The sequence below is a fragment of the Mycobacterium sp. DL genome (genome assembly GCF_039729195.1).
Lineage (GTDB): Bacteria > Actinomycetota > Actinomycetes > Mycobacteriales > Mycobacteriaceae > Mycobacterium > Mycobacterium hippocampi_A.
In genome coordinates, this window is sequence record NZ_CP155796.1 from 5,582,714 (window position 1) to 5,603,015 (window position 20,302).

General features: G+C 66.4%; 13 protein-coding genes and 1 tRNA gene. 9 read left to right on the forward strand and 5 right to left on the reverse strand.

Annotation, left to right across the window (positions count from 1 at the left end):
- Positions 1 to 9: 9 nt before the first annotated feature.
- Positions 10 to 2,985 carry an RND family transporter gene (locus ABDC78_RS26580; protein ID WP_347133542.1) on the reverse strand — a complete coding sequence of 992 codons (2,976 nt, stop codon included), beginning with the start codon at positions 2,983 to 2,985 and terminating at the stop codon, positions 10 to 12.
- A 586-nt stretch (positions 2,986 to 3,571) separates the two neighbouring features.
- Between ABDC78_RS26580 and ABDC78_RS26585 the strand changes: the two genes are divergently transcribed.
- Positions 3,572 to 4,075: a DUF2505 domain-containing protein gene (locus tag ABDC78_RS26585; protein ID WP_178356988.1), complete on the forward strand. Its 504-nt coding sequence runs from the start codon at positions 3,572 to 3,574 to the stop codon at positions 4,073 to 4,075.
- Between the two features lie 138 nt (positions 4,076 to 4,213).
- Here ABDC78_RS26585 and ABDC78_RS26590 read toward each other — a convergent pair whose 3' ends face one another.
- Both ABDC78_RS26590 and ABDC78_RS26595 read right to left on the reverse strand, forming a co-directional pair.
- Positions 4,214 to 4,831 carry a TetR/AcrR family transcriptional regulator gene (locus tag ABDC78_RS26590; RefSeq protein WP_178356987.1) on the reverse strand — a complete coding sequence of 206 codons (618 nt, stop codon included), beginning with the start codon at positions 4,829 to 4,831 and terminating at the stop codon, positions 4,214 to 4,216.
- Positions 4,828 to 5,901, reverse strand: a complete 1,074-nt coding sequence (locus ABDC78_RS26595) for an oxygenase MpaB family protein (RefSeq protein ID WP_178356986.1) — start codon at positions 5,899 to 5,901, stop codon at positions 4,828 to 4,830. The genes ABDC78_RS26590 and ABDC78_RS26595 overlap by 4 nt, the downstream gene beginning before the upstream one ends.
- Before the next feature lie 177 nt (positions 5,902 to 6,078).
- On the opposite strand from ABDC78_RS26595, the gene ABDC78_RS26600 reads away from it, so the two are divergent.
- Together ABDC78_RS26600 and ABDC78_RS26605 are read left to right on the forward strand one after the other, a co-directional pair.
- Complete coding sequence (locus ABDC78_RS26600) at positions 6,079 to 7,146, forward strand: PQQ-dependent sugar dehydrogenase (RefSeq protein WP_256735834.1); 1,068 nt, start codon at positions 6,079 to 6,081, stop codon at positions 7,144 to 7,146.
- Between the two features lie 437 nt (positions 7,147 to 7,583).
- The gene (locus ABDC78_RS26605) at positions 7,584 to 8,756 is read left to right on the forward strand and encodes a Fic family protein (RefSeq protein ID WP_347133237.1); all 1,173 of its coding nucleotides are present in this window, start codon (positions 7,584 to 7,586) and stop codon (positions 8,754 to 8,756) included.
- Between the two features lie 351 nt (positions 8,757 to 9,107).
- Here the strand turns inward: ABDC78_RS26605 and ABDC78_RS26610 are convergent.
- Positions 9,108 to 9,181: transfer RNA gene (locus ABDC78_RS26610), tRNA-Arg, on the reverse strand.
- Positions 9,182 to 9,280: 99 nt separating this feature from the next.
- Between ABDC78_RS26610 and ABDC78_RS26615 the strand changes: the two genes are divergently transcribed.
- Genes ABDC78_RS26615 through ABDC78_RS26630 form a run of 4 tightly spaced genes read left to right on the forward strand, consistent with a single transcriptional unit; the run spans position 9,281 to position 16,811 of the window.
- On the forward strand, positions 9,281 to 10,756 hold the full coding sequence (locus tag ABDC78_RS26615) for a wax ester/triacylglycerol synthase family O-acyltransferase (RefSeq protein WP_178356983.1): 1,476 nt from the start codon (positions 9,281 to 9,283) through the stop codon (positions 10,754 to 10,756).
- Positions 10,753 to 12,411 carry an HAD-IB family hydrolase/lysophospholipid acyltransferase family protein gene (locus ABDC78_RS26620; RefSeq protein WP_178356982.1) on the forward strand — a complete coding sequence of 553 codons (1,659 nt, stop codon included), beginning with the start codon at positions 10,753 to 10,755 and terminating at the stop codon, positions 12,409 to 12,411. The genes ABDC78_RS26615 and ABDC78_RS26620 overlap by 4 nt, the downstream gene beginning before the upstream one ends.
- Positions 12,408 to 14,759: a glycerol-3-phosphate 1-O-acyltransferase gene (locus tag ABDC78_RS26625; protein ID WP_178356981.1), complete on the forward strand. Its 2,352-nt coding sequence runs from the start codon at positions 12,408 to 12,410 to the stop codon at positions 14,757 to 14,759. The genes ABDC78_RS26620 and ABDC78_RS26625 overlap by 4 nt, the downstream gene beginning before the upstream one ends.
- Before the next feature lie 30 nt (positions 14,760 to 14,789).
- Positions 14,790 to 16,811, forward strand: coding sequence for a cytochrome c oxidase assembly protein (locus ABDC78_RS26630; protein ID WP_178356980.1), 2,022 nt, complete (start codon positions 14,790 to 14,792; stop codon positions 16,809 to 16,811).
- Here the strand turns inward: ABDC78_RS26630 and ABDC78_RS26635 are convergent.
- Positions 16,808 to 17,863 carry a hypothetical protein gene (locus ABDC78_RS26635; protein ID WP_178356979.1) on the reverse strand — a complete coding sequence of 352 codons (1,056 nt, stop codon included), beginning with the start codon at positions 17,861 to 17,863 and terminating at the stop codon, positions 16,808 to 16,810. The two genes, ABDC78_RS26630 and ABDC78_RS26635, sit on opposite strands and share 4 nt — an antisense overlap.
- A gap of 169 nt (positions 17,864 to 18,032) precedes the next feature.
- On the opposite strand from ABDC78_RS26635, the gene ABDC78_RS26640 reads away from it, so the two are divergent.
- Both ABDC78_RS26640 and ettA read left to right on the forward strand, forming a co-directional pair.
- A complete protein-coding gene (locus tag ABDC78_RS26640; RefSeq protein ID WP_178356978.1) occupies positions 18,033 to 18,512 on the forward strand; it encodes a single-stranded DNA-binding protein in 480 nt (159 codons plus the stop codon).
- 95 nt (positions 18,513 to 18,607) lie between these two features.
- A complete protein-coding gene (gene ettA, locus ABDC78_RS26645) occupies positions 18,608 to 20,281 on the forward strand; it encodes an energy-dependent translational throttle protein EttA (protein ID WP_178356977.1) in 1,674 nt (557 codons plus the stop codon).
- Positions 20,282 to 20,302: the final 21 nt, after the last annotated feature.

Sequence of the window (20,302 nt, forward strand, 5' to 3'; positions counted from 1 at the left end):
CAATGTCATTCATCCCACCGCGTGCGCCGGTAGTTGCTCTGCAGGTTCCACCGACGGTGGCGGATGTGGCCGCCATTTCGACGGCCACCAGTTGGCTCGCCCGACCAGAACTGCAGTCGCCGGGACCGTCACGGTGCGAACCAGGAAGGTGTCGAGCAGGATTCCGATCCCGACTACGAAACCCGCCTGGACGTTGGTGGTGATGCTGGAGAACAGCAGACCGAACATCGAGGCGGCGAAGATCAGGCCCGCAGCTGTGATCACACCACCTGTCGAGCCCACGGTCCGGATCACACCGGAACGGATTCCACGCGGAGATTCGTCACGAATGCGGGAGATGAGCAGCATGTTGTAGTCCGCACCCATGGCGACCAAGATGATGAAGGCAAGCCCCGGCACGCTCCAGTGCAATTCCTGGCCGAGGATGAACTGGAAGACGATCACGCCGATGCCGAGTGCTCCCAGATAGGACACGATCACCGAGGCGATCAGGTAGAGCGGTGCGACGATTGCACGCAGCAGAGCGATCAGAATGAGAAGGACGACGATCACGGTCAACCCGATGATGAACCGGATGTCGTGGTTGTAGTAGTCACGCGCGTCGCGCAGGGTCGCCGAATAGCCCGTCATCGCCACCGTGGCATCGGCCAGCACGGTATTCGGTCGCGCACCCTCCGCGGTATCGGTGATCGAGTTGATCTGATCCATTGCGGCGGTGCTGAAGGGGTTCAGTTCTGTCTGTATCAAGTAGCGTGCGACTCGGCCATCAGTGGAGATGAAAAACGATGCGGCCTCTTTGAAGTCGTCCGACGTCAACACCTGTGGAGGAATGTAGAAGCCCGCCATCGACGGACTCGCGGCGTCGTTCTTCATGCCCAGCAGAAACTCCGAGGCATCGCCGAGGTCCGCGCCCATCCGCTTCGTCTGGTCCACCAGTTGCTGCACACCATCGGCGACCTGCCGACCGCCGTCGGCGAGGGTGTCGAGACCTTCCTGCATACCGCCGAACGGCGACTGCCCACCGCCTCCGCCGCCGGCCCCCAACGGGCCCAGGGAGCCCATGGACCCGGTGAGTGACGTCATCAATTGAGTCAGCTTCGTCACCGTCTGCGACAGGGTCGACAGCGGTCCGGTCGACTGCAGTTCGTCGGCGGCTTTCTGGAGGGTGCCGTCGTTGCGGGCGGTCTGCAGCAGACGGAACTGGTCGCGCGCTGCGACGCACAGCGGATTGCCGGTGCAGTACGGGCTGCCGTCGAGTGCGATCACCACGGGGTCGACCCATTCCAGATTCTTCGCCATGTCGCCGAATGTCGCCTGCAGCGTGTCGCCCAGCGACCGCATGCCGCCGACAAGGCGTTCGGCGTCGCCCATCTGGCCGAACGTCGTACCTGCGCCGAACTGGCCCTGAATCGACTGGAATGTGTTGATGAGGCCGCTGAGGCCGCTCATCAACGTGGTGATCTGGTCGCGAAGGGTATTGATTCCCTCGGCCAACTGATCGGACCCCGAGGCCAGTCGGTCGAGATCTGCGCTTCGGTCTTGAATCAGAATGGATGCGTCGTCCAACCGCTGGCCGATCTCGCCGGCCTGACGTGTCGTGCTCGCGGCTTCCAGCGGCTCTCCATTGGGCCGGGTGACTCCGCGCACCGCCGCGATACCGGGCAACTGGCTGATTCGCTGAGTCATCTGCTCCATGTCGGCGAGCGCCTGCGGTGTCCGTAGATCGTGCGGAGACTGAATCAACAGGTACTGGGGGATCATCGAACTCAGATCAAAATGTCGATCCATCGCCGCATACCCGACGGAGCTCTCGACGGAACTCGGCAATGCCTTGCGGTCGTCGTAGTTGTAGCGAACCGCCCCTAGGCAGCCGGCGAGGATCGCCAGCACCAGCAAGCTGGCGACCAGGTTGGCCGTGGGCCGGCGGACGATCCGGATGCCGGCCCGCCGCCAGAATCGTGTGGTGAGGTCGCGTCGGGGCTTGATCCATCGGCGGCGTCCGGTGAGCACGATGATGGCGGGCAGCAGGGTCACCGCCGCGAGGAACGCCACCCCGATCCCGATGGACAGCGCGGGTCCGGTAGTCGAGAACAGATCAAGCTTGGTGAAGCTCATCCCGAGAAACGTGAGGCCCACCGTCCCTGCGGATGCGGCGATGACCTTGCCGATGGAACTCAGAGCGCTCTTCAACGCCTGATCGGAGTCCGCGCCGAGTCGCAGAAAATCGTGATATCGGCTGATGAGGAAGACCGCGTAATCGGTTCCCGCGCCTGCGATCATCCCACTGAGGAAGACGATCGTTTGGGTCGACACCGACAGCCCCAGCCCGGCCACTCCGGCCAGGACGGTCTGGGCGATCGTCAGGGAGAAGCCGATCATGATCAGCGGTAGCAGCATCGTGACCGGGTTTCGATAAATGATCAGGAGGATTACGAGCAGCAGCACGATGATCGCGGCCTCGATGCGAACCTGATCCCGTTCACTGACGTCGATGAAATCCGCCACGGTGGCGGCTGTTCCGGTCAGGTTCGCCGTCAGGGAGGTCCCATCCACCGCCTGTTCCACGATGCCGGAGACCCGGGTGTACGCATCGAGGGATTCCTGCGAGCCCCAGTCCCCTGCCAGGCCCACCGGCAGGATCCATGCTTTGCCGTCCTCGCTACTGAGCGTCTCGCGCAATGCCGGTGTGGATACGAAATCCTGCAACATCACTACGTCGTGGACAGATCGGTCCAGCCGATTGACGAGAGTTCGGTAGACCTCCTCATCGGCCGGTCCCAGCCCTTCCTCGTTGGTCAGCAGAACCAGCAGGACGTTGTCCTGGGAACCACCTGACTCGGGAAACGCCTCCGCCATATCCCGATTCGCGATCATCGCCGGGGCGCTCGCCGGCAGCGGGGAGGCGGGCTGCTTCTGAATTACCTCGGGCAGGGTCGGGAGCAACGTCGGGAGGACAACGGCGAGCGCGATCCAGAATCCGATCACCGCCCACGGCCACCGCACGATGATGTCGGCCAGTCGGGGGAAGACACCTCTGAGGGATCGTGCGCTACCCGACGCGTCCGTCCGGGGTGACACCGGTGCCTTCATCGGCCAACGCATTAATGATCCGAGCGGTGATTCGAGCCGGAGCCATCTGCGCTCTGGCTGACGGCCCGCGGCGTCGACGCGTGCCTGCAGTCGCACGCTGCTGCGAGGACAGCAACAGGGCTTCCCCGGAACTCACCCACGGTCCTCGTCCCTCCTCCGCAAGGTAGGGCAAAGGACTCGGTTGAATATGGATGCGAGAGAACGGATTTCCCTCATCCGACACCCATTGTCCATCATTTGGGTCGCATTCAGCTGGGACGTGCCTAAGTGTGCAGCTAGCCTAGCCGCATCTTTTGACGGAGGTGTCAAGAATATCGGTTTTGGGGTACGGTTCTTGCGCGGTCGGGATGCCGCCGCGTCTGATTGCCAGAGCTTTGGGGTGGGAGCGGTGAGCAGATTGCCACAAGGTCGATGCACAAGCGCTCCGCACCCGCTGACGCTCGGCAGTGTCGGTGCGACCTTCCGTGGACGGTGACCGGATATGTCGCGATCCGTCGACTTCTCCGTCGAATCCCCGGCCAGCGTCGAGCAGATTCATTGGGCGTTCTCCGAGGAGGATTACTGGCTGGCCCGGATGTCGGCTGCCGGCGGCTTCGGCAGGCTCGACACCCTGGCTGTGGAATCCGATGGCTCGGTGACCGTGGCCATCGTTCACGACCTGCACCCCGACGGGTTACCCGGGCCGATCGCGGCGTTCTTCCCACGCAATTGGCGCGTCGTGCAGGACGAGAAGTGGAGTCCGGCCGACGGCGGCAGGGTGTGCGGGGAGGTGAGCATCGCGACTCACGGAGCGCCGGGATCTGGGCGCGGTACAGCGGTATTGGCGCCTGCCCGGCAGGGCTCGTGTCTGAAGTGCTCGGCGACTGTGGAGTTCAAGGTCCCCTTGGTCGGCGGCAAGATCGAGAGCCTGATCGGACGTCTACTGGTTCCCCAGTTCTCCGCCGTTCAGCGTTTCACCGCGGAGTGGATCAACAAGAACACCTGAACGGTGTCGTCGTGTATCAGAACAGCGTCCTGCCAGACGTCGTCGACCTCGTGCCGCCGGGAGGTGTGGTGCACAGCCATACGGCAGAGGTTTCCACGGTGTGTCCACTGCGGGAACCGGTTTCGCTGCGCGCGACGATCAGGCCCGGGCGCGCAGGGCGCGGTAGGCCGCGGCGCCGACGATCGGTGCCAGGGTCTCGGAGTCCCATGACCGTGTGTCATCGAGCATCATGCGGACCGCGGTCTCGCAGATCCCGAGGAACACCTCGGTGAGCACTGGCGCCACGTCGTCGAGATCGGCGACCTGCCAGCGTTCGAACAGCGGCCGCATCACCACCGCCACCTGATCGGCGATCTGCCCCCGTCCGTGCGTAATCGCCTCTACCAGTATCGGATCGGGGTCGCTGGCGTAGATGATGCGCCATGATCCGGGGCGGCTGCGCACATCGTCGAGCAGGGACCGGAAGCCGTCGACGAACATCTGCTCCACCGAACCTGTCTTCAGCGGCGGCAGGATCGCGAGCAGGCGTGCGAGCGCCACGTCGGTCTCACGGTCCAACAATGCGGCGAGGATCTCGCCCCGCCCGGGATAACAGTCGTAGACGACCGGGCGGCTCACCCCCAGGTGATTCGAGATCGCCGCGATGGTGACGGCGGCCAGTCCGTATTCCGCGGCGATGTCGAGCGCAGCGTCGAGCACCTGCGGCCGGCGTCGGTCCGGGCCGAGGTGGCGGGCTCTGGCGGACGACCGATTCATCCGACCGTGCCGAGGATCGCCTGTGATTCGATGAGGCCTTCGTCGCTGGGGGCGAGGTGCTGGCCGAACACCCGCTCTTTCTGGCGCTGCCGGAGCTCGGGGTGGGCCTGCCGGGGTGCGTCGTAGCCGAACCGCGCCTGCGCCTGCTGCGGTGTGGTGGTGACGGGGTCCGTCGGCGGCACGGAGAGCAGCACGCGTGCGGCCACCTCGACGGTGCTGGGGGAGAGCACCTTGAGCAGACCCAGCTGCAGCCTCGTGCTCTTGCCGACCGTCCAGAAACCCGCGCGCAGAACGGGTCTGCTGAGTGCGTCCAGAGTGCGCGAGGTGCCCAGGCCGGACATCTCGCGCATCCACCGCGGCATGGTCGCCAGGGTGCCACGGCGGAGGAAGGCGGTGATGACCAAGGTCGCGGGACGCATCAACAGCGGCATCTCCGGCAGCATGACCTCGGCGCGCAGCAAGTGGGTCATCGCCTGCCTGGCGATGTCGGAGCCGATCAGCTGCGGTCGCATCCGGTCGAAATAGTCCTGCACGCCCTGGCGGGTTCGCGGGACGTCCGCGGGGTCGCAGGTCTGCAGTTCGGCCGCCAGCCGGCAATCGGCCCAGTACTGCGCTTCCTCCTCGTCGGACAGGCGACCGGGACCGTAGCGCTCGTAGGCCTTGAGGATCGAGTGCCAGGCGGTCAGGTGTATCCACAGCTGTGAGTCCGGGTCGTTGGCGTCGTAGCGTCTGCCCGTCACCGGATCGTCACCGACCGCCTTGGAATGGATCTTGACCAGCACGTCGGCGGCTTTGGTGGTCGAGCGGCTGTCGTCGAACGCCACCATGGCGAAATACCGCAGGGTGCGGTCGTAGCGGGTGCGCGGCCGGCGGTAGATGTCGTGGGTCTTGTCGACGGCGGCCACCAACGCCGGGTCGAGTTCCTCGATGACCACCGCTCGCTGGAATCCGATGGACAGCGATGTCGGGTAGCTCCACACCTTCCAGGTGACGGAGCCGGGGCCGAAGAATCCGTAGTCCTCGGCAGGGGCCGGCTTGGGAAGTGACAGCAATCTGCTGATGGTGCTCATAGGTGCCTCCTGCATAGTTCCTACACGCTGTAGGAAATTGCTACATGGCGTAGGATTCTGGACGGATAACGGCCTGGCGTCAAGGGCCGAGCCGGATCGGACGGCGCGACGCGTCGTGGCGGCCGGCGTTGAGCGTGGCTACGTTGGAGACCAATGAGGTATCGAGGTCGACGACAGATGGCGTGGGCTGTTGCGGCCGTGGTGACTCTGATGGCCGCCGGATGCTCGTCCGGCGATCCAGCTTCACCCGATGTGCAGAGCGCTGCGGTCAGCACGCAGGACGTCGCCACCGGACTCGATGTGCCGTGGGGAATCTCGTTCCTTCCCGATGGAACCGCATTGATCGCCGAGCGCGACACCGGGGTCATCACCCACCTGACGGCACCCGGTCAGCTGCGTGAGGTGGGCGGTGTCGCCGGCGTGGCGCCTCGCGGGGAAGCGGGACTGCTCGGTGTCGCTGTATCGCCGAACTTCGCGCAGGACCAGACGGTGTTCGCCTTCCTCACCACCGACGCCGACAACCGCGTCGTGGCCACCCGCTTCGACGGAGACACGCTCACCGATCAGCGACCGATCCTGACCGGCATTCCCGCCGCGGCGATCCACGATGGCGGGCGCATCCTCTTCGGCCCCGACGGAAAGTTGTACGTCACCACCGGCGACGCCGGGAATTCCGGCCTGGCGCAGGACAAGTCGTCCCTGGGCGGCAAGATCTTGCGCATCGATCCCGACGGCGCCATCCCGGCAGACAATCCTGATCCGGCATCGCCGGTCTGGTCGTACGGACACCGCAACGTGCAGGGTCTCGCATGGGACGGGCAGGGCCGCGCCTGGGCCACCGAGTACGGCGCGAGCACCTGGGACGAAGTCAACCTGATCGAACCGGACGGTAACTACGGCTGGCCCGAAGCCGAGGGGCAGGCCGGTATCCCCGGTCTGATCGATCCGCAGGTGCAGTGGAGAACCAGTGATGCGTCGCCGTCGGGAATGGCCTACGCCGACGGCTCGCTGTGGGTGGCGGGGTTGCGCGGCGAGCGTCTGTGGCAGCTACCCGTCGGCGCGGACGGGCAGCTCGGCGAGCCCGTCGCCCACTTCGTGGAGGACTTCGGCCGCTTGCGGACGGTCGCTGCGGCACCGGACGGGGCACTGTGGTTCACGACCAGCAACCGGGACGGTCGCGGCGACCCGCGCGACGGGGACGACCGGGTGATCAGTGTCCGGCCCGAGACCCTGACCGGCGGGTGACGACACCGTACTCGCGCCCGGCTGTCACCGCTCGGAGGTAGCGTCCCCTCCGTGGGCGTCGGCGATCTGGTTCAGTCCCTTGACAATCGGTGGATCACCCGCCCGCCCACACACTGCTCGGCTGGGCACGGTCTGGGGCCTGATCGGTGCCTGGTCGGATTCGCGCACTGCAACCATCGCGGCGGCCACACGACGTGGTGGTGTCGTGCGTGCGGGGTGACGGAGTACGGGCCGCCGCTCGGCGAGAACTGTTCGCTGATCGAACCTGCGACTGAATCCGGACGATTCTTGGTCATGACGCCGAATAGGCCGCAACGCGGAAAGGCGGGGAGTGGTGGTCAATAGACCGTTCCCCACATGGAACGGGCCCTTGCTAACTGAAGTCAACTCTGGCCACTAACTTCACTTAACGTCATAAATGAAGTTAAACTATGCCAGTGACTTCACTTCGCCCCATCACCTACGAGGATGTTCGTTGGGAGCCCCAGGGCGGGCGGCACGTGAACGGGGCACGGCCGAGGTACGGCATCTATCACCCGGCCGTCCCGGCGAGCATCGTCGACGTGGTTGTCGACTTGCCGCCGTCGGCGTTGGCAGACGCTGAGTCTGCCAGCCGTGAGATCGCACGATTCGACGCCGAACTCGGCGCTGAGATCGCACCGTTTGCTGCTGTGTTGCTGCGGTCGGAATCCGCCGCAAGCTCGCACATCGAAAACTTGACCGCATCAGCGCGCGCGATCGGCGAGGCCGAACTGCCCGGTGGCAAGGCCAAACGCAACGCCAAGATGATCGTGGCCAATACCGCTGCGATGAACGCAGCGGTCGCTCTGTCCGACACTGTGGACGCCGGCGCCATCCTGGCCATGCACCGCGCGTTGATGATCAACGATCCACGTCACACGCCAGGCGAGTTCCGGACAGAACCTGTGTGGATCGGCGGTGGTTCCACTCCCATCGGCGCGACGTTTGTCGGCCCACGCCATGAGTTGATCCCTGAAGCGATCGACGACCTGATCGCGTTCGCGCAGCGAACCGACGTTCCTGCGCTTCCGCAGATCGCGCTGGGCCATGCCCAGTTCGAGACCATTCACCCCTTCACCGACGGCAACGGCCGCACGGGCCGCGCACTGGTGCAGGCGCTGCTGCGGAAGAAAGGCCTCACACGTCAGGTGACAGTGCCGGTCTCGGCCGGGCTTCTGGCAGACACCGATGCGTACTTCGCCGCCTTGACGAGCTATCGCGAAGGTGACGCCGCGCCGATTGTCGAGCGCTTCTCGCAAGCCACCATCGCGGCTATCGCCAACGGGCGACAACTGGTCACTGAACTCCGCGATATCCGTGAAGCCTGGAACGGTGTGATCACCGCACGGTCCGACTCCGCGGTGTGGAAAGTCGCCGATCTGTTGACCCGCCGCCCAGTCGTCAACGTCGCACTACTGGGGCAGGAGGTGGGGATCGAGTCCACCAACGCGCACCGCTACCTCAACCCACTCACCGAGGTGGGAATCCTCGTCGAGGCAACCAATGGATCTCGAAACCGCGTGTGGCGTGCACCCGATGTGCTTGCGGCCCTCGACGCTTTCGCCGAACGCGCCGGCCGGCGACGCTGACCCCAGGTCACCGGTGCTGATCGGAACATCGGTGTCGATTCTGCGCCACTGCACCTCTCAAAATTAAGGAACGAGTCTGTCGGCGCATCTGCGTAAGAGTTGCGAGAATGATTGTGGCGCAACAAGCGTCGAATCTCCGGTCGGCGGCAAGGTCATCCGGGAGAAGGTCAAACGCGTTGTCCTGGTCGACGAGACTCATCACGCGGGACCGGTACACGAGCCGTGGCCGCGTCCATGACCAGGTGGCAGAACTGCTCGACAACGCCGTCAGTGGCAACTCAGGTCCGCAATGAACGACGGATGATCGTCCACCAGCGTTATCCAGGATGGCAAATCACCACCTCCGAACAGCGCCCCCGGCAGGAATCGAACCTGCGACCTAGGGATTAGAAGGCCCTTGCTCTATCCGACTGAGCTACGGAGGCAACGCCGAGAAGTGTATCGAATGCTACCGAGACAACAGCCATCAGCAACAGCCATTAAAGCTGCTCCGCGTGCCAGGGTCGGCGACTAGCGTGGTGCGCATGAGCAACGCGCCGGAACTGGATGCGGCCGGACTCCCGGAGGAACTCAACGCCCTCGACCAGCTTCTTCATCGCGGCGAAGCCAATCCGCGCACCCGCTCGGGCATCATGACGCTGGAACTTCTCGACACCACACCTGACTGGGATCTGTTTCGCAGCCGTTTCGAGAATGCCTCACGCAAGGTGCTGCGGCTGCGCCAGAAGGTCGTGACGCCGACGTTGCCGACCGCCGCACCCCGCTGGGTGGTCGATCCCGACTTCAACCTGGACTTCCACCTGCGCCGGGTGCGGGTGCCGGAGCCTGGAACCCTGCGCCAGGTGATGGACCTCGCGGAGGTCGCCGCGCAGTCGCCGCTCGACATCTCCCGCCCGCTGTGGACCGCCACCCTCATCGAGGGAGTGGAGAACGCCCAGGCCGCACTGATGGTGCATCTCAGTCACGCCGTGACCGACGGCGTCGGCGGGGTCGAGATGTTCGCCAACCTCTACGACCTCGAGCGTGACCCCCCGCCGCAGCACGCCGCGCCACTGCCCATCCCGTCGGACCTGTCGCCCAACGACCTGATGCGGCGGGGGATCAACCGGCTGCCGGGCACCATCGTCGGCGGCGTGCGCGATGTGCTGTTCGGCACCGCGCAGGCGGTGGGGCATGTGGTGCGTGATCCGGTGTCCCGGCTCGGCAGCGTCATCGACTACGCGATGTCGGGCGCCCGGGTGATCGGGCCGGTCGCGACCCCGTCGCCGCTGCTGCGTCGCCGTAGCCTGTCCTCGCGCAGTGAGGCCATCGACATCGAGTTCGGCGATCTGCACCGTGCAGCCAAGGCGGCGGGCGGATCGATCAACGACGCCTACCTGGCCGGGTTGTGCGGTGCGCTCCGCCTCTATCACCGGGCGAAGGGGGTGCCCGTCGACACGTTGCCGATGGCCGTCCCGGTGAACCTGCGTTCTGATGCAGATCCTGCGGGCGGCAACAGGTTTGCCGGTATCAACCTCGCCGCGCCGATCGGCGTGTCCGATCCCGAGGTCCGCATCAAGGACATCCGATCGCAGATGACTCGTAAGCGGGACGAGCGTGCCCTGGACATGGTCGGCGCGATCGCCCCGGTCGTCAGCCTGCTGCCGGATTCGGTGCTCGAATCCGTGGCCGGCTCCATCGTCAACTCCGACGTTCAGGCCAGCAACGTGCCGGTCTACGCCGGTGAGACCTTCATCGCCGGCGCGAAGGTGCTGCGACAGTACGGTCTTGGGCCACTGCCGGGCGTGGCGATGATGGTGGTCCTGATCTCCCGGTCGGGCTACTGCACGATCACCGTTCGCTACGACAAGGCGTCGATCACCGACCCCGAGTTGCTCGCCGAGTGTCTGGTGGCAGGCTTCGACGAAGTGCTCGCGCTCGGCGGCGACGGCCGCGCCTCGCCGGTCACCTTCACTCGGAAATCCCGTCCCTCCTCACACAACGGAGTTGCCGCACAATGACATCCGCGACGCCAAGTAACGGCCAGATGCGCCTTCCGGGTTCTGTCGCTGAAGTCGAAGCCAGCCCGTCCGGCCCTGAGGTCGGCGCCTTCTTCGATCTCGACGGCACGCTGGTTGCCGGGTTCACCGGCGTCGTGATGACGCAGGACCGGCTGCGGCGTCGCCAGATGTCGGTCGGTGAGTTCATCGGCATGGTGCAGGCCGGCCTCAATCACCAGTTGGGGCGTTCCGAGTTCGAGGATCTCATCGGCAAGGGTGCGCGCATGCTGCGGGGCAACTCGGTCGACGAGATCGACGAGTTGGCGGAACGACTGTTCGCGCAGAAGATCGTCGGCCGGATCTACCCGGAGATGCGTGAACTCGTCCGCGCCCACATGGCCCGTGGCCACACCGTCGTGCTCAGTTCCTCGGCGCTGACCGTGCAGGTCGAACCGGTGGCGCGGTTCCTCGGTATCAACAACGTGCTGAGCAACAGGTTCGAAACCGACGACGACGGGCTGATCACCGGCGAGGTCGAGCGGCCGATCATCTGGGGGCCTGGAAAGGCCAGGGCGGTACAGGAATTCGCCGATGCGAACGGCGTCGACCTGTCGAAGAGCTACTTCTACGCCGACGGCGACGAGGATGTGGCGCTGATGTACCTCGTCGGCAACCCGCGCCCGACGAACCCCGCGGGCAAGATGGCCGCCGTCGCCGCCAAACGCGGGTGGCCGGTGCTGAAGTTCAGCAGTCGTAGCGGCACCAGCCCGCTTTCCCAGTTGCGCACCGCCGCGGGGATCGCGTCGATGATGCCCATCGCCGCGGGCGCGCTCGGCATCGGCTTGCTGACCCGCAACCGCCGCACCGGCGTCAACTTCTTCACCTCGGTGTTCGGCCGGACCCTGCTGACCACCGTCGGGATCAACCTGCAAGTCCTCGGCAAGGAGAACCTGACGGCGAAGCGGCCTGCGGTGTTCATCTTCAACCACCGCAACCAGGCGGACCCGATGATCGCCGGAACACTGGTCAGCGACAACTTCACGTCGGTGGGCAAGAAGGAACTGGAGAACGATCCGATCGTCGGCACCATGGGCAAGATCATGGATGCGGCGTTCATCGACCGCGACGATCCACAGAAAGCGGTCGAAGGCCTAAAGAAGGTCGAAGAGCTTGCCCGCAAGGGCCTTTCGATCCTGATCGCCCCGGAGGGCACCCGCTTGGACACCCACGAGGTCGGGCCGTTCAAGAAGGGCCCGTTCCGCATCGCGATGTCGGCGGGCATCCCGATCGTGCCGATCGTGATCCGCAACGCCGAGGTGATCGCCGCACGCGACTCGAGCACGTTCAACCCCGGCACCGTTGATGTGGTTGTCTATCCGCCGATTCCGATCGACGACTGGACACACGACAACCTGTCGGAGCGCATCGCCGAGGTTCGGGAACTCTACCTCGACACCCTCGTCAACTGGCCGCACGACGAGCTGCCCACCCCTGATCTGTACAAGCGTGCCAAAGCGCCGGCGAAGAAGACCGCGGCCAAGAAAGCGCCGGCGAAGAAGGCCCCGGTCAAGAAGACCCCGGCCGAGAAGGCCGCCGCGACGAAAACGGCGGCGGCGAAGAAGACGCCGGCCAAGAAGGCGCCAACCAAGCACACCGGCGCCAAGGGACGGCCATGAAGCTCAGCCTCGATGACATGGCGTCCTTCACGGCCACCGACGACACCCTCGTGCTGGCGTCGGTGTCCTCGCCGGCAGAGCGCAAACTGCTGACGGACTGGCTGCAGCGCCAGCGCGCAGAGCACCCCGACTCGAACATCGAGGTGCTCGAGTTACCCGCCGACGACGATCCGCCGCCGGCGGTTCTGGCCCGGCTCGTGGAGTTGCTCGAGGCCGACGAGGACCGCTCCGTTGTCCCGGTGCGCGTGTTCTGGGTACCCGGCGGCCTGCCGACACGGTCGAAGGTGGTGGCATTGCTGTCGGGCCGCGACACGTACTGCCCACCGCAGATGCTCCAACACCGCATCCTCAAGCGGGATCCGGCGCGCGCCCGCGTCGTCGCGGGTGAACCGGCCAAGGTGTCCGAGCTCATGCAGCAGTGGAGCGACACCACCGTTGCCGAGAACCCAAGGGAGTTCGCCCGATTCGTGCTCCGCCGGGCGACCTTGGCGATCGAGAGGGTCGAGCTCCGGCTACTCGGACCCGAGTACAAGTCGCCGCGTCTGGTCAAACCCGAGATGCTCGCGTCGGCGCGGTTCCGCGAAGGACTCGAGAAGATCCCCGGCGCAACAGTCGAGCAGGCGGGCGAGATGCTCGACGAACTCGGCACCGGGTGGAGCCGGTTCTCGGTCGATCTGATCCCGTCGCTGGGCCGGGCCATCTTCAGCAGGGGCTTCGATCCCAACATCGACTACGACCGCCTCGAAGTCGAGTCGATGCGGCAGGCCTTGGAGGCCCACCCGGCGGTGCTGCTGTTCTCGCACCGTTCCTACCTCGACGGCGCGATCGTGCCGGTGGCGATGCAGGAGAACCGGTTGCCGCCCGTGCACACGTTTGCGGGCATCAACCTGTCCTTCGGTGCGATGGGTCCGCTGATGCGGCGGTCGGGAGTCATCTTCATCCGCCGCAAGCTCGACGACCCGCTCTACAAGTTCGTGCTGCGCCAGTTCGTCGGTTACATCGTCGAGAAGCGCTTCAACCTCAGCTGGTCGATCGAGGGGACACGCTCGCGCACCGGAAAGATGTTGCCCCCCAAGCTCGGTCTGCTCGCCTACGTCGCCGATGCATATCTCGACGGCCGAAGTGACGACATCCTGCTGCAGCCCGTCTCGATCAGCTTCGACCAGCTTCACGAGACCGCCGAGTACGCCGCCTACGCCCGGGGCGGGGAGAAGACCCCCGAAGGTCTGTCGTGGCTGTACAACTTCATCAAGGCCCAGGGTGAACGCAATTACGGCAAGATCTACGTGCGGTTCCCCGAGGCGGTGTCGATGCGGGAGTACCTCGGCGAGCCGCACGGACCGATGGCAACTGACGAGGACGCCAAACGTCTTGCGCTGCAGAAGATGGCGTTCCAGGTGGCGTTCCGGATCCTTCAGGTCACCCCGGTGAATGCGACCGCGCTGGTGTCGGCATTGCTGCTCAGCACCCGTGGCATTGCGCTGACCCTCGATCAGCTGCATCACACGCTGCAGGACTCGCTGGACTATCTCGAGCGCAAGCAGACCCCGATGACCAACAGCGCTTTGCGGCTGCGCACGCCCGACGGCGTCCGCGCCGCGGTGGACGCGCTGTCCAACGGGCACCCGGTGACCCGGATCGACGGTGGCCGCGAACCTGTCTGGTACATCGCGCCTCAGGATGAGCACGAGGCCGCGTTCTACCGCAACTCGCTGATCGACGCGTTCCTGGAGACGTCTCTGGTCGAACTCGCACTCGCCCACTCTGCTCGCGCCGAATCCGATCGCCTGGAGGCGTTCTGGACACAGGTGACCCGGCTGCGCGATCTGCTCAAGTTCGATTTCTACTTCGCGGACTCCGCGGGCTTCCGCGAACACGTCCTCCAGGAGATGTCGTGGCACCCGGATTGGGAGGACGACGTCGCCGCCGGCGGTGACCGGATCGACGCGCTCCTGCGCGCCAAACGGCCGGCGATCGCAGGGCCGCTGCTGCGACCCTTCTTCGAGGCGTACCGCATCGTCGCCGACGTGCTGATCGACGCGCCGGCGGATATCGCCGAGAAGGACATGACGACCAAGGCGCTGGGGTTGGGGCAGCAGTACGTGGCCCAGGGCGTGCTCCGCAGCGCGGAGTCGGCGTCGGCGCTGCTGTTCACGACGGCGCGACAGGTCGTCGCCGACCAGAAACTCCTCGCGCCCGCCGCCGACCTCGCCGAGCGACGGCTGGCCTTCCGCGACGAACTGCGCGGCATCCTCACCGACATGGACAAGGTCGACAGTTACTCACGGGAGCAGTTCATCGCCCGCGAGAGGCGTCGTCGCGCGTTACGCAGCCAGCCTGTCCAGTAGTCGTCCCCGCGGAGGTCATACGCTGGGCGCATGACCTCACCCGGCCGTCTCGCCTCCACCGGTGTGCGCAGCGCCCCGGTGTGGACGGTGCTGTACGGGGTGGCGCTGCTCGCCGGGGTGACCGCAGCCGCCTTGGCCGGCCTGGCGTTGGCGGACGCCCTGACAGCGACGGGTCTGCCCGATCCGGGACCGGTCACCAGTTACGGGCTGCCGTTCGTGAGGGCGGCGGGGGAGATCGCCGCGGTGACGGCCACCGGGTCGTTCCTACTGGCCGCGTTCCTGGTCCCGCCGCAGACCAACGGCGTGCTCGACGCCGCCGGCTACCGCGCGCTGCGCACGGGGATGGCAGCCTCCGGGCTGTGGGCCGTCTGCGCCGCGCTGATGGTGCCGCTGACGGTGTCGGATGTCAGCGGCCAGCCGTTGTCGACGCAGTTGAGCCCGGCCGACATCTGGTCGGTGGCCGGCCTGATCGACGTGGCGAGCGCGTGGCGCTGGACCGCACTGTTCGCCTTCGCCGTGGCCGTGGTCAGCGCGCCGGTGCTGCGATGGTCGTGGACGCCGGCGTTGTTCGCCGCGTCACTGGTGACGCTGCTGCCCCTGGCGTTGACCGGGCACTCGTCGTCGGGCGGATCCCACGACGTCGCCACGAACAGCCTGCTGATCCACCTGGTGGCCGGCGCGCTGTGGGCCGGCGGGCTGCTGGCACTGCTGGTCCACGCGCTGCGCGGGGGCGAGCACGCGTACCTGGCGGCGCGGCGATTCTCGGTGATCGCTCTGTGGTGTTTTGTGGCGATGGCGCTCAGCGGGGTGATCAACGCGCTCGTGCGGGTGCGCCCGGAAGACCTGCTGCACACCAGCTACGGCTGGCTGCTCATCGCGAAGGCCACGGCGTTGTGTGCGCTCGGCTATCTCGGGTGGCAGCAGCGCGGTAAGGGGGTGGCGGCGCTGCGCGGCGACGGCGAGGCGCGCGGCCCGCTGATCCGCCTGGCGCTGGTCGAAGCGGTCATCTTCGGGCTGACTTTCGGGGCGGCGGTCGCTCTGGGCCGGACACCGCCGCCGCCGCCGACGAATCTGAACCCGTCGATTCCCGCGGTCGAGATCGGCTACGACCTGGCGGGGCCACCCACCGTGGGCAGAATCCTGTTCGACTGGCGCTTCGACCTGCTGTTCGGCACCGCGGCCATCGTGCTCGCGATCGTGTATCTGAGCGGTGTGCGGCGGCTCAGACGCCGCGGCGATGCCTGGCCCACCGGCAGGGTGGTGGCGTGGGTGCTCGGATGCCTGCTGCTGTTGGTCACGACGTCGTCGGGACTCGGCCGGTACATGCCTGCGATGTTCAGCATGCACATGATCGCCCACATGCTGCTGTCGATGCTGGTGCCGATCCTGCTGGTGCTGGGCGCGCCGGTGACGCTGGTGCTGCGGGCGCTGCCCACGGCCGGTCGTGGCGAGCCGCCCGGCCCGCGCGAGTGGGTGCTCGCCGCGCTGCATTCGCGGGTGTCGCAGGTACTGACCAACCCGTTCGTCGCGACCGCGTTGTTCATCGTCGGGTTCTACGGCCTGTACTTCGGCGGGATCTTCGACGCCGCCGTCGACAGCCACGGTGCCCACCTGGCGATGAACCTGCACTTCCTGCTCAGTGGCTACCTCTTCTACTGGGTCGTCATCGGCGTCGATCCGACGCCGCGGCCGATACCGCATATCGCCAAGCTGGCGATGGTGTTCGCGTCACTGCCGTTGCACGCGTTCTTCGGTGTGGTCCTGATGGGCACCAAATCGGTGATCGGCGGGGATTTCTACCGATCGCTGCAACTGGACTGGCACACCGATCTGCTCGGCGATCAGCGACTCGGGGGCGGGATTGCCTGGGCTGCAGGCGAAGTGCCACTGGTGGTGGTGCTGATCGCCCTGTTCGTCCAGTGGCGTCGCACTGATCAGCGGACCGCGAAGCGACTCGACCGCGCCGCCGACCGTGACGACGACGCCGATCTCGCGGCCTACAACAGGATGCTGGCCGAACTCGCCCGGCGCGAATCGCAGCAGGGAAGCTAATCCGGGTCGTGCACGGGGCGAGCGGAGCGACGGGAGAAGGACACCGCCCCGGCCTCGACGGCGGCGGGCCAACTGCCGTAGGCGCTGATGTCCGGCCCGGTGGCCGCTGCAGCGTCACAACCGAACCCGGTGCGCCAGGTGCCGTCGGCGAATTCGACCTTCCCCAACTGCATCGGGGCGGGCAGCGCTGACAGGAATTCGCCCAGCGCCGCGGCCGACATCAACCATCGGTGCCCGTACAGCGCGGCCCCCGGTGCGTCGTCCGGCACCCGGGTGATCGCCGGCTTGGCGGGTGACGTCGGCAGGACCGTCATCCGGTAGCGGGGGGCCGTGGTGATCTCGCCGGCCCAGCGGGAGCCGCGACCGGTGAGCTGGTGGGTCAACGGCCCGCCACGCAGGTGCGCGCCGAACACCACCAACTCGACGTGACCGGCGCCGCTCAGGCACCACACGGCGTCGACGGCGTCCCTCCCGGTGAGGACGGCAGCAACATCCAGCGCAACGGCGTCGTCGAACGCTCTGCTCAGCACCGTCAGGTTGCAACCGTCGACAGCCACACCGATCGCACACATGTCGGCCGGCACCGTCGGTGGTCCGTCGGTGATCACCGCATCGACTCCCTGGAGGTCGCCGTGGTCGGCGTCAACCGCCCATCCCGCGCCGGACAGCGTGGTGTGCACCGCCCCGGGGACGGTCTCCGCGACACCGATGACCGCACTGTCGGGTGCGGCGAAACGAACGTCCGCGGGCCACCGCTGTGCGGCCGCCGAGGCCAGCACGGTCAGCACGCGGTTGGCCGTGTCGAGGTCAGGCGCGGTGACGTAGCAGCGGCACCCCATCGCGGCGGCGGTGGGAACGACGAGGACACCATCACCGCGCGGTTCCGGCGGGAGGTCCGTCGTGACGGCGACGTCGCGGTCCGAAGAACCCGGTGCGGTGACGACGGCGCCTGCGGAGCCCAACTCGGCGATCGTGGCGTCGTCGAACGACTCGGCGACCGCGACGCGGATCCCCGCCAGGACGCCGAGGCCCGCGTCGCCGTCCGCCGTCATGCCGATCAACCTATGTCCCGGCCATCCCCAACGCGCAATTCATCCACAGCGCGTCCCCGTCCGTGGCGCCGCACCGCGGATGATGTCGGCGGCGCGGCGGTCAATGGGGGTGTCATCGACGGGTCAGGCACGTGCCGGGCCCGCTGCCGAAGGAAGAGAGAAGGACACCATGTTCGAGACACCCATCACCGTCGTAGGCACGATCGTCACAGCCCCGGAGCGCCGCTGGGTCGGCGACCAGGAGCTCTTCAAGTTCCGGGTCGCCAGCAATTCGCGCAGGCGTACGGCCGAGGGAACCTGGGAGCCGGGCAACTCGCTGTACGCCACGGTCAACTGCTGGGGCCGGCTGGTCACCGGTGTGGGCGCCGGCCTCGGGAAGGGTGACGCGGTGATCGTCGTCGGCACCGTGTACACCAGCGAATACGAGGACCGGGACGGCAACCGTCGTTCCTCCCTGGAGATCCGGGCCACCTCCGTGGGGCCGGATCTGGCGCGATGCATCGTGCGCATCGACAAGCGCAGGCACCCTGAAACCACCCCGGCGGCCGCAGGGATCGACGGCGAGCACCACGGGGGCGTGGAGACCGACGCCGACAACGGCGAGGGTGAGTCCGAGGTCGAGGAGAAGAGGCTGCCGCTGAGCGCGTAGCGGCCAACGCCGCCCGTGCGGCCACGCCTAGGATGGGGCCCGACTATCGCACGATCCTCTAGATCGCGAAGATCAAGAAAGGCGACACCACGGCAATGGCCGAATTCATCTACACGATGCGGAAGGTCCGCAAGGCGCACGGCGACAAGGTCATCCTTGACGACGTCACCCTGAACTTCCTTCCGGGCGCGAAGATCGGCGTCGTCGGCCCCAACGGGGCCGGCAAGTCGAGCGTCTTGCGGATCATGGCCGGGCTGGACCAGGCGAACAACGGCGACGCGTTCCTGGCACCCGGCGCCAGCGTGGGCATCCTCATGCAGGAGCCGCAGCTGGACGAGGACAAGACCGTCAGGGAGAACGTCGAGCAGGGCGTTCCGATCAAGGCGAAGCTCAACCGGTACAACGAGGTCGCCGAGCTGATGGCCACCGACTACACCGACGAACTCATGGAGGAGATGGGTCAGCTCCAGGAGGAACTGGACGCGGCCGACGCCTGGGATCTGGACTCGAAGCTCGAACAGGCGATGGATGCGCTGCGGTGCCCGCCGCCCGACGAGCCGGTGACCCACCTCTCCGGTGGTGAGAAGCGCCGCGTGGCACTGTGCAGGCTGCTGCTGTCCGAGCCCGACCTGCTGCTGCTCGACGAGCCGACCAACCACCTCGACGCCGAGAGCGTGCTGTGGCTGGAGAAGCATCTCGCCGAATACAAGGGCGCGATCCTGGCCGTCACCCACGACCGGTACTTCCTGGACAACGTCGCCGAGTGGATCCTCGAGCTCGACCGGGGTCGCGCGTACCCCTACGAGGGCAACTACTCGACCTATCTGGAGAAGAAGGCGGAGCGCGTCGCCATCCAGGGCCGCAAGGACCAGAAGCTGCACAAGCGGCTGCAGGAGGAACTCGCCTGGGTCCGGTCGGGCGCCAAGGCCCGTCAGGCCAAGAACAAGGCCCGCCTCGGACGCTACGAGGAGATGGCAGCCGAGGCGGAGAAGACCCGCAAGCTCGACTTCGAGGAGATCCAGATCCCGACCGGCCCGCGACTGGGCAACCAGGTCGTCGAGGTCAGTCACCTCGACAAGGGCTTCGACGGCCGGATCTTGATCAAGGATCTGTCCTTCACCCTGCCGCGAAACGGCATCGTCGGGGTCATCGGCCCCAACGGCGTCGGCAAGACCACGTTGTTCAAGACCATCGTCGGTCTCGAGGAGCCCGACAGCGGCACGGTCAAGGTCGGCGAGACGGTCAAACTCAGCTACGTCGACCAGAACCGCGGCGGGATCGACCCGAAGAAGAACGTCTGGGAAGTCGTTTCCGACGGGCTGGACTACATCGAGGTCGGTCAGAACGAGGTGCCGTCCCGGGCTTACGTGTCGGCGTTCGGCTTCAAAGGTCCCGACCAGCAGAAGCCGGCCGGCGTGCTGTCCGGCGGTGAGCGCAACCGGTTGAACCTGGCGCTGACCCTCAAAGAGGGCGGGAACCTGATCCTCCTCGACGAGCCGACCAACGATCTCGACGTCGAGACGCTGAGTTCGCTGGAGAACGCCCTCGAGAAGTTCCCCGGCTGCGCAGTGGTCATCAGCCACGACCGGTGGTTCCTCGACCGCACCTGCACCCACATCCTGGCGTGGGAGGGCGACAGCGACAACGAGGCCAAGTGGTTCTGGTTCGAGGGCAACTTCGGTGGCTACGAGGAGAACAAGGTGGAGCGACTCGGTGCCGAAGCGGCCCGTCCGCACAGGGTGACCCATCGGAAGCTCACGCGGGGATAGTCTCGTCGTGCGGACCACGTC

Bases quoted from the DNA above. Each gene is read 5' to 3' on its own strand.
- ABDC78_RS26585 (WP_178356988.1), top strand. From the start codon at position 3,572: ATGTCGCGATCCGTCGACTTCTCCGTCGAATCCCCGGCCAGCGTCGAG.
- ABDC78_RS26590 (WP_178356987.1), bottom strand. From the start codon at position 4,831: ATGAATCGGTCGTCCGCCAGAGCCCGCCACCTCGGCCCGGACCGACGC.
- ABDC78_RS26595 (WP_178356986.1), bottom strand. From the start codon at position 5,901: ATGAGCACCATCAGCAGATTGCTGTCACTTCCCAAGCCGGCCCCTGCC.
- ABDC78_RS26600 (WP_256735834.1), top strand. From the start codon at position 6,079: ATGGCGTGGGCTGTTGCGGCCGTGGTGACTCTGATGGCCGCCGGATGC.
- ABDC78_RS26615 (WP_178356983.1), top strand. From the start codon at position 9,281: ATGAGCAACGCGCCGGAACTGGATGCGGCCGGACTCCCGGAGGAACTC.
- ABDC78_RS26620 (WP_178356982.1), top strand. From the start codon at position 10,753: ATGACATCCGCGACGCCAAGTAACGGCCAGATGCGCCTTCCGGGTTCT.
- ABDC78_RS26625 (WP_178356981.1), top strand. From the start codon at position 12,408: ATGAAGCTCAGCCTCGATGACATGGCGTCCTTCACGGCCACCGACGAC.
- ABDC78_RS26630 (WP_178356980.1), top strand. From the start codon at position 14,790: ATGACCTCACCCGGCCGTCTCGCCTCCACCGGTGTGCGCAGCGCCCCG.
- ABDC78_RS26635 (WP_178356979.1), bottom strand. From the start codon at position 17,863: ATGACGGCGGACGGCGACGCGGGCCTCGGCGTCCTGGCGGGGATCCGC.
- ABDC78_RS26640 (WP_178356978.1), top strand. From the start codon at position 18,033: ATGTTCGAGACACCCATCACCGTCGTAGGCACGATCGTCACAGCCCCG.
- ettA (WP_178356977.1), top strand. From the start codon at position 18,608: ATGGCCGAATTCATCTACACGATGCGGAAGGTCCGCAAGGCGCACGGC.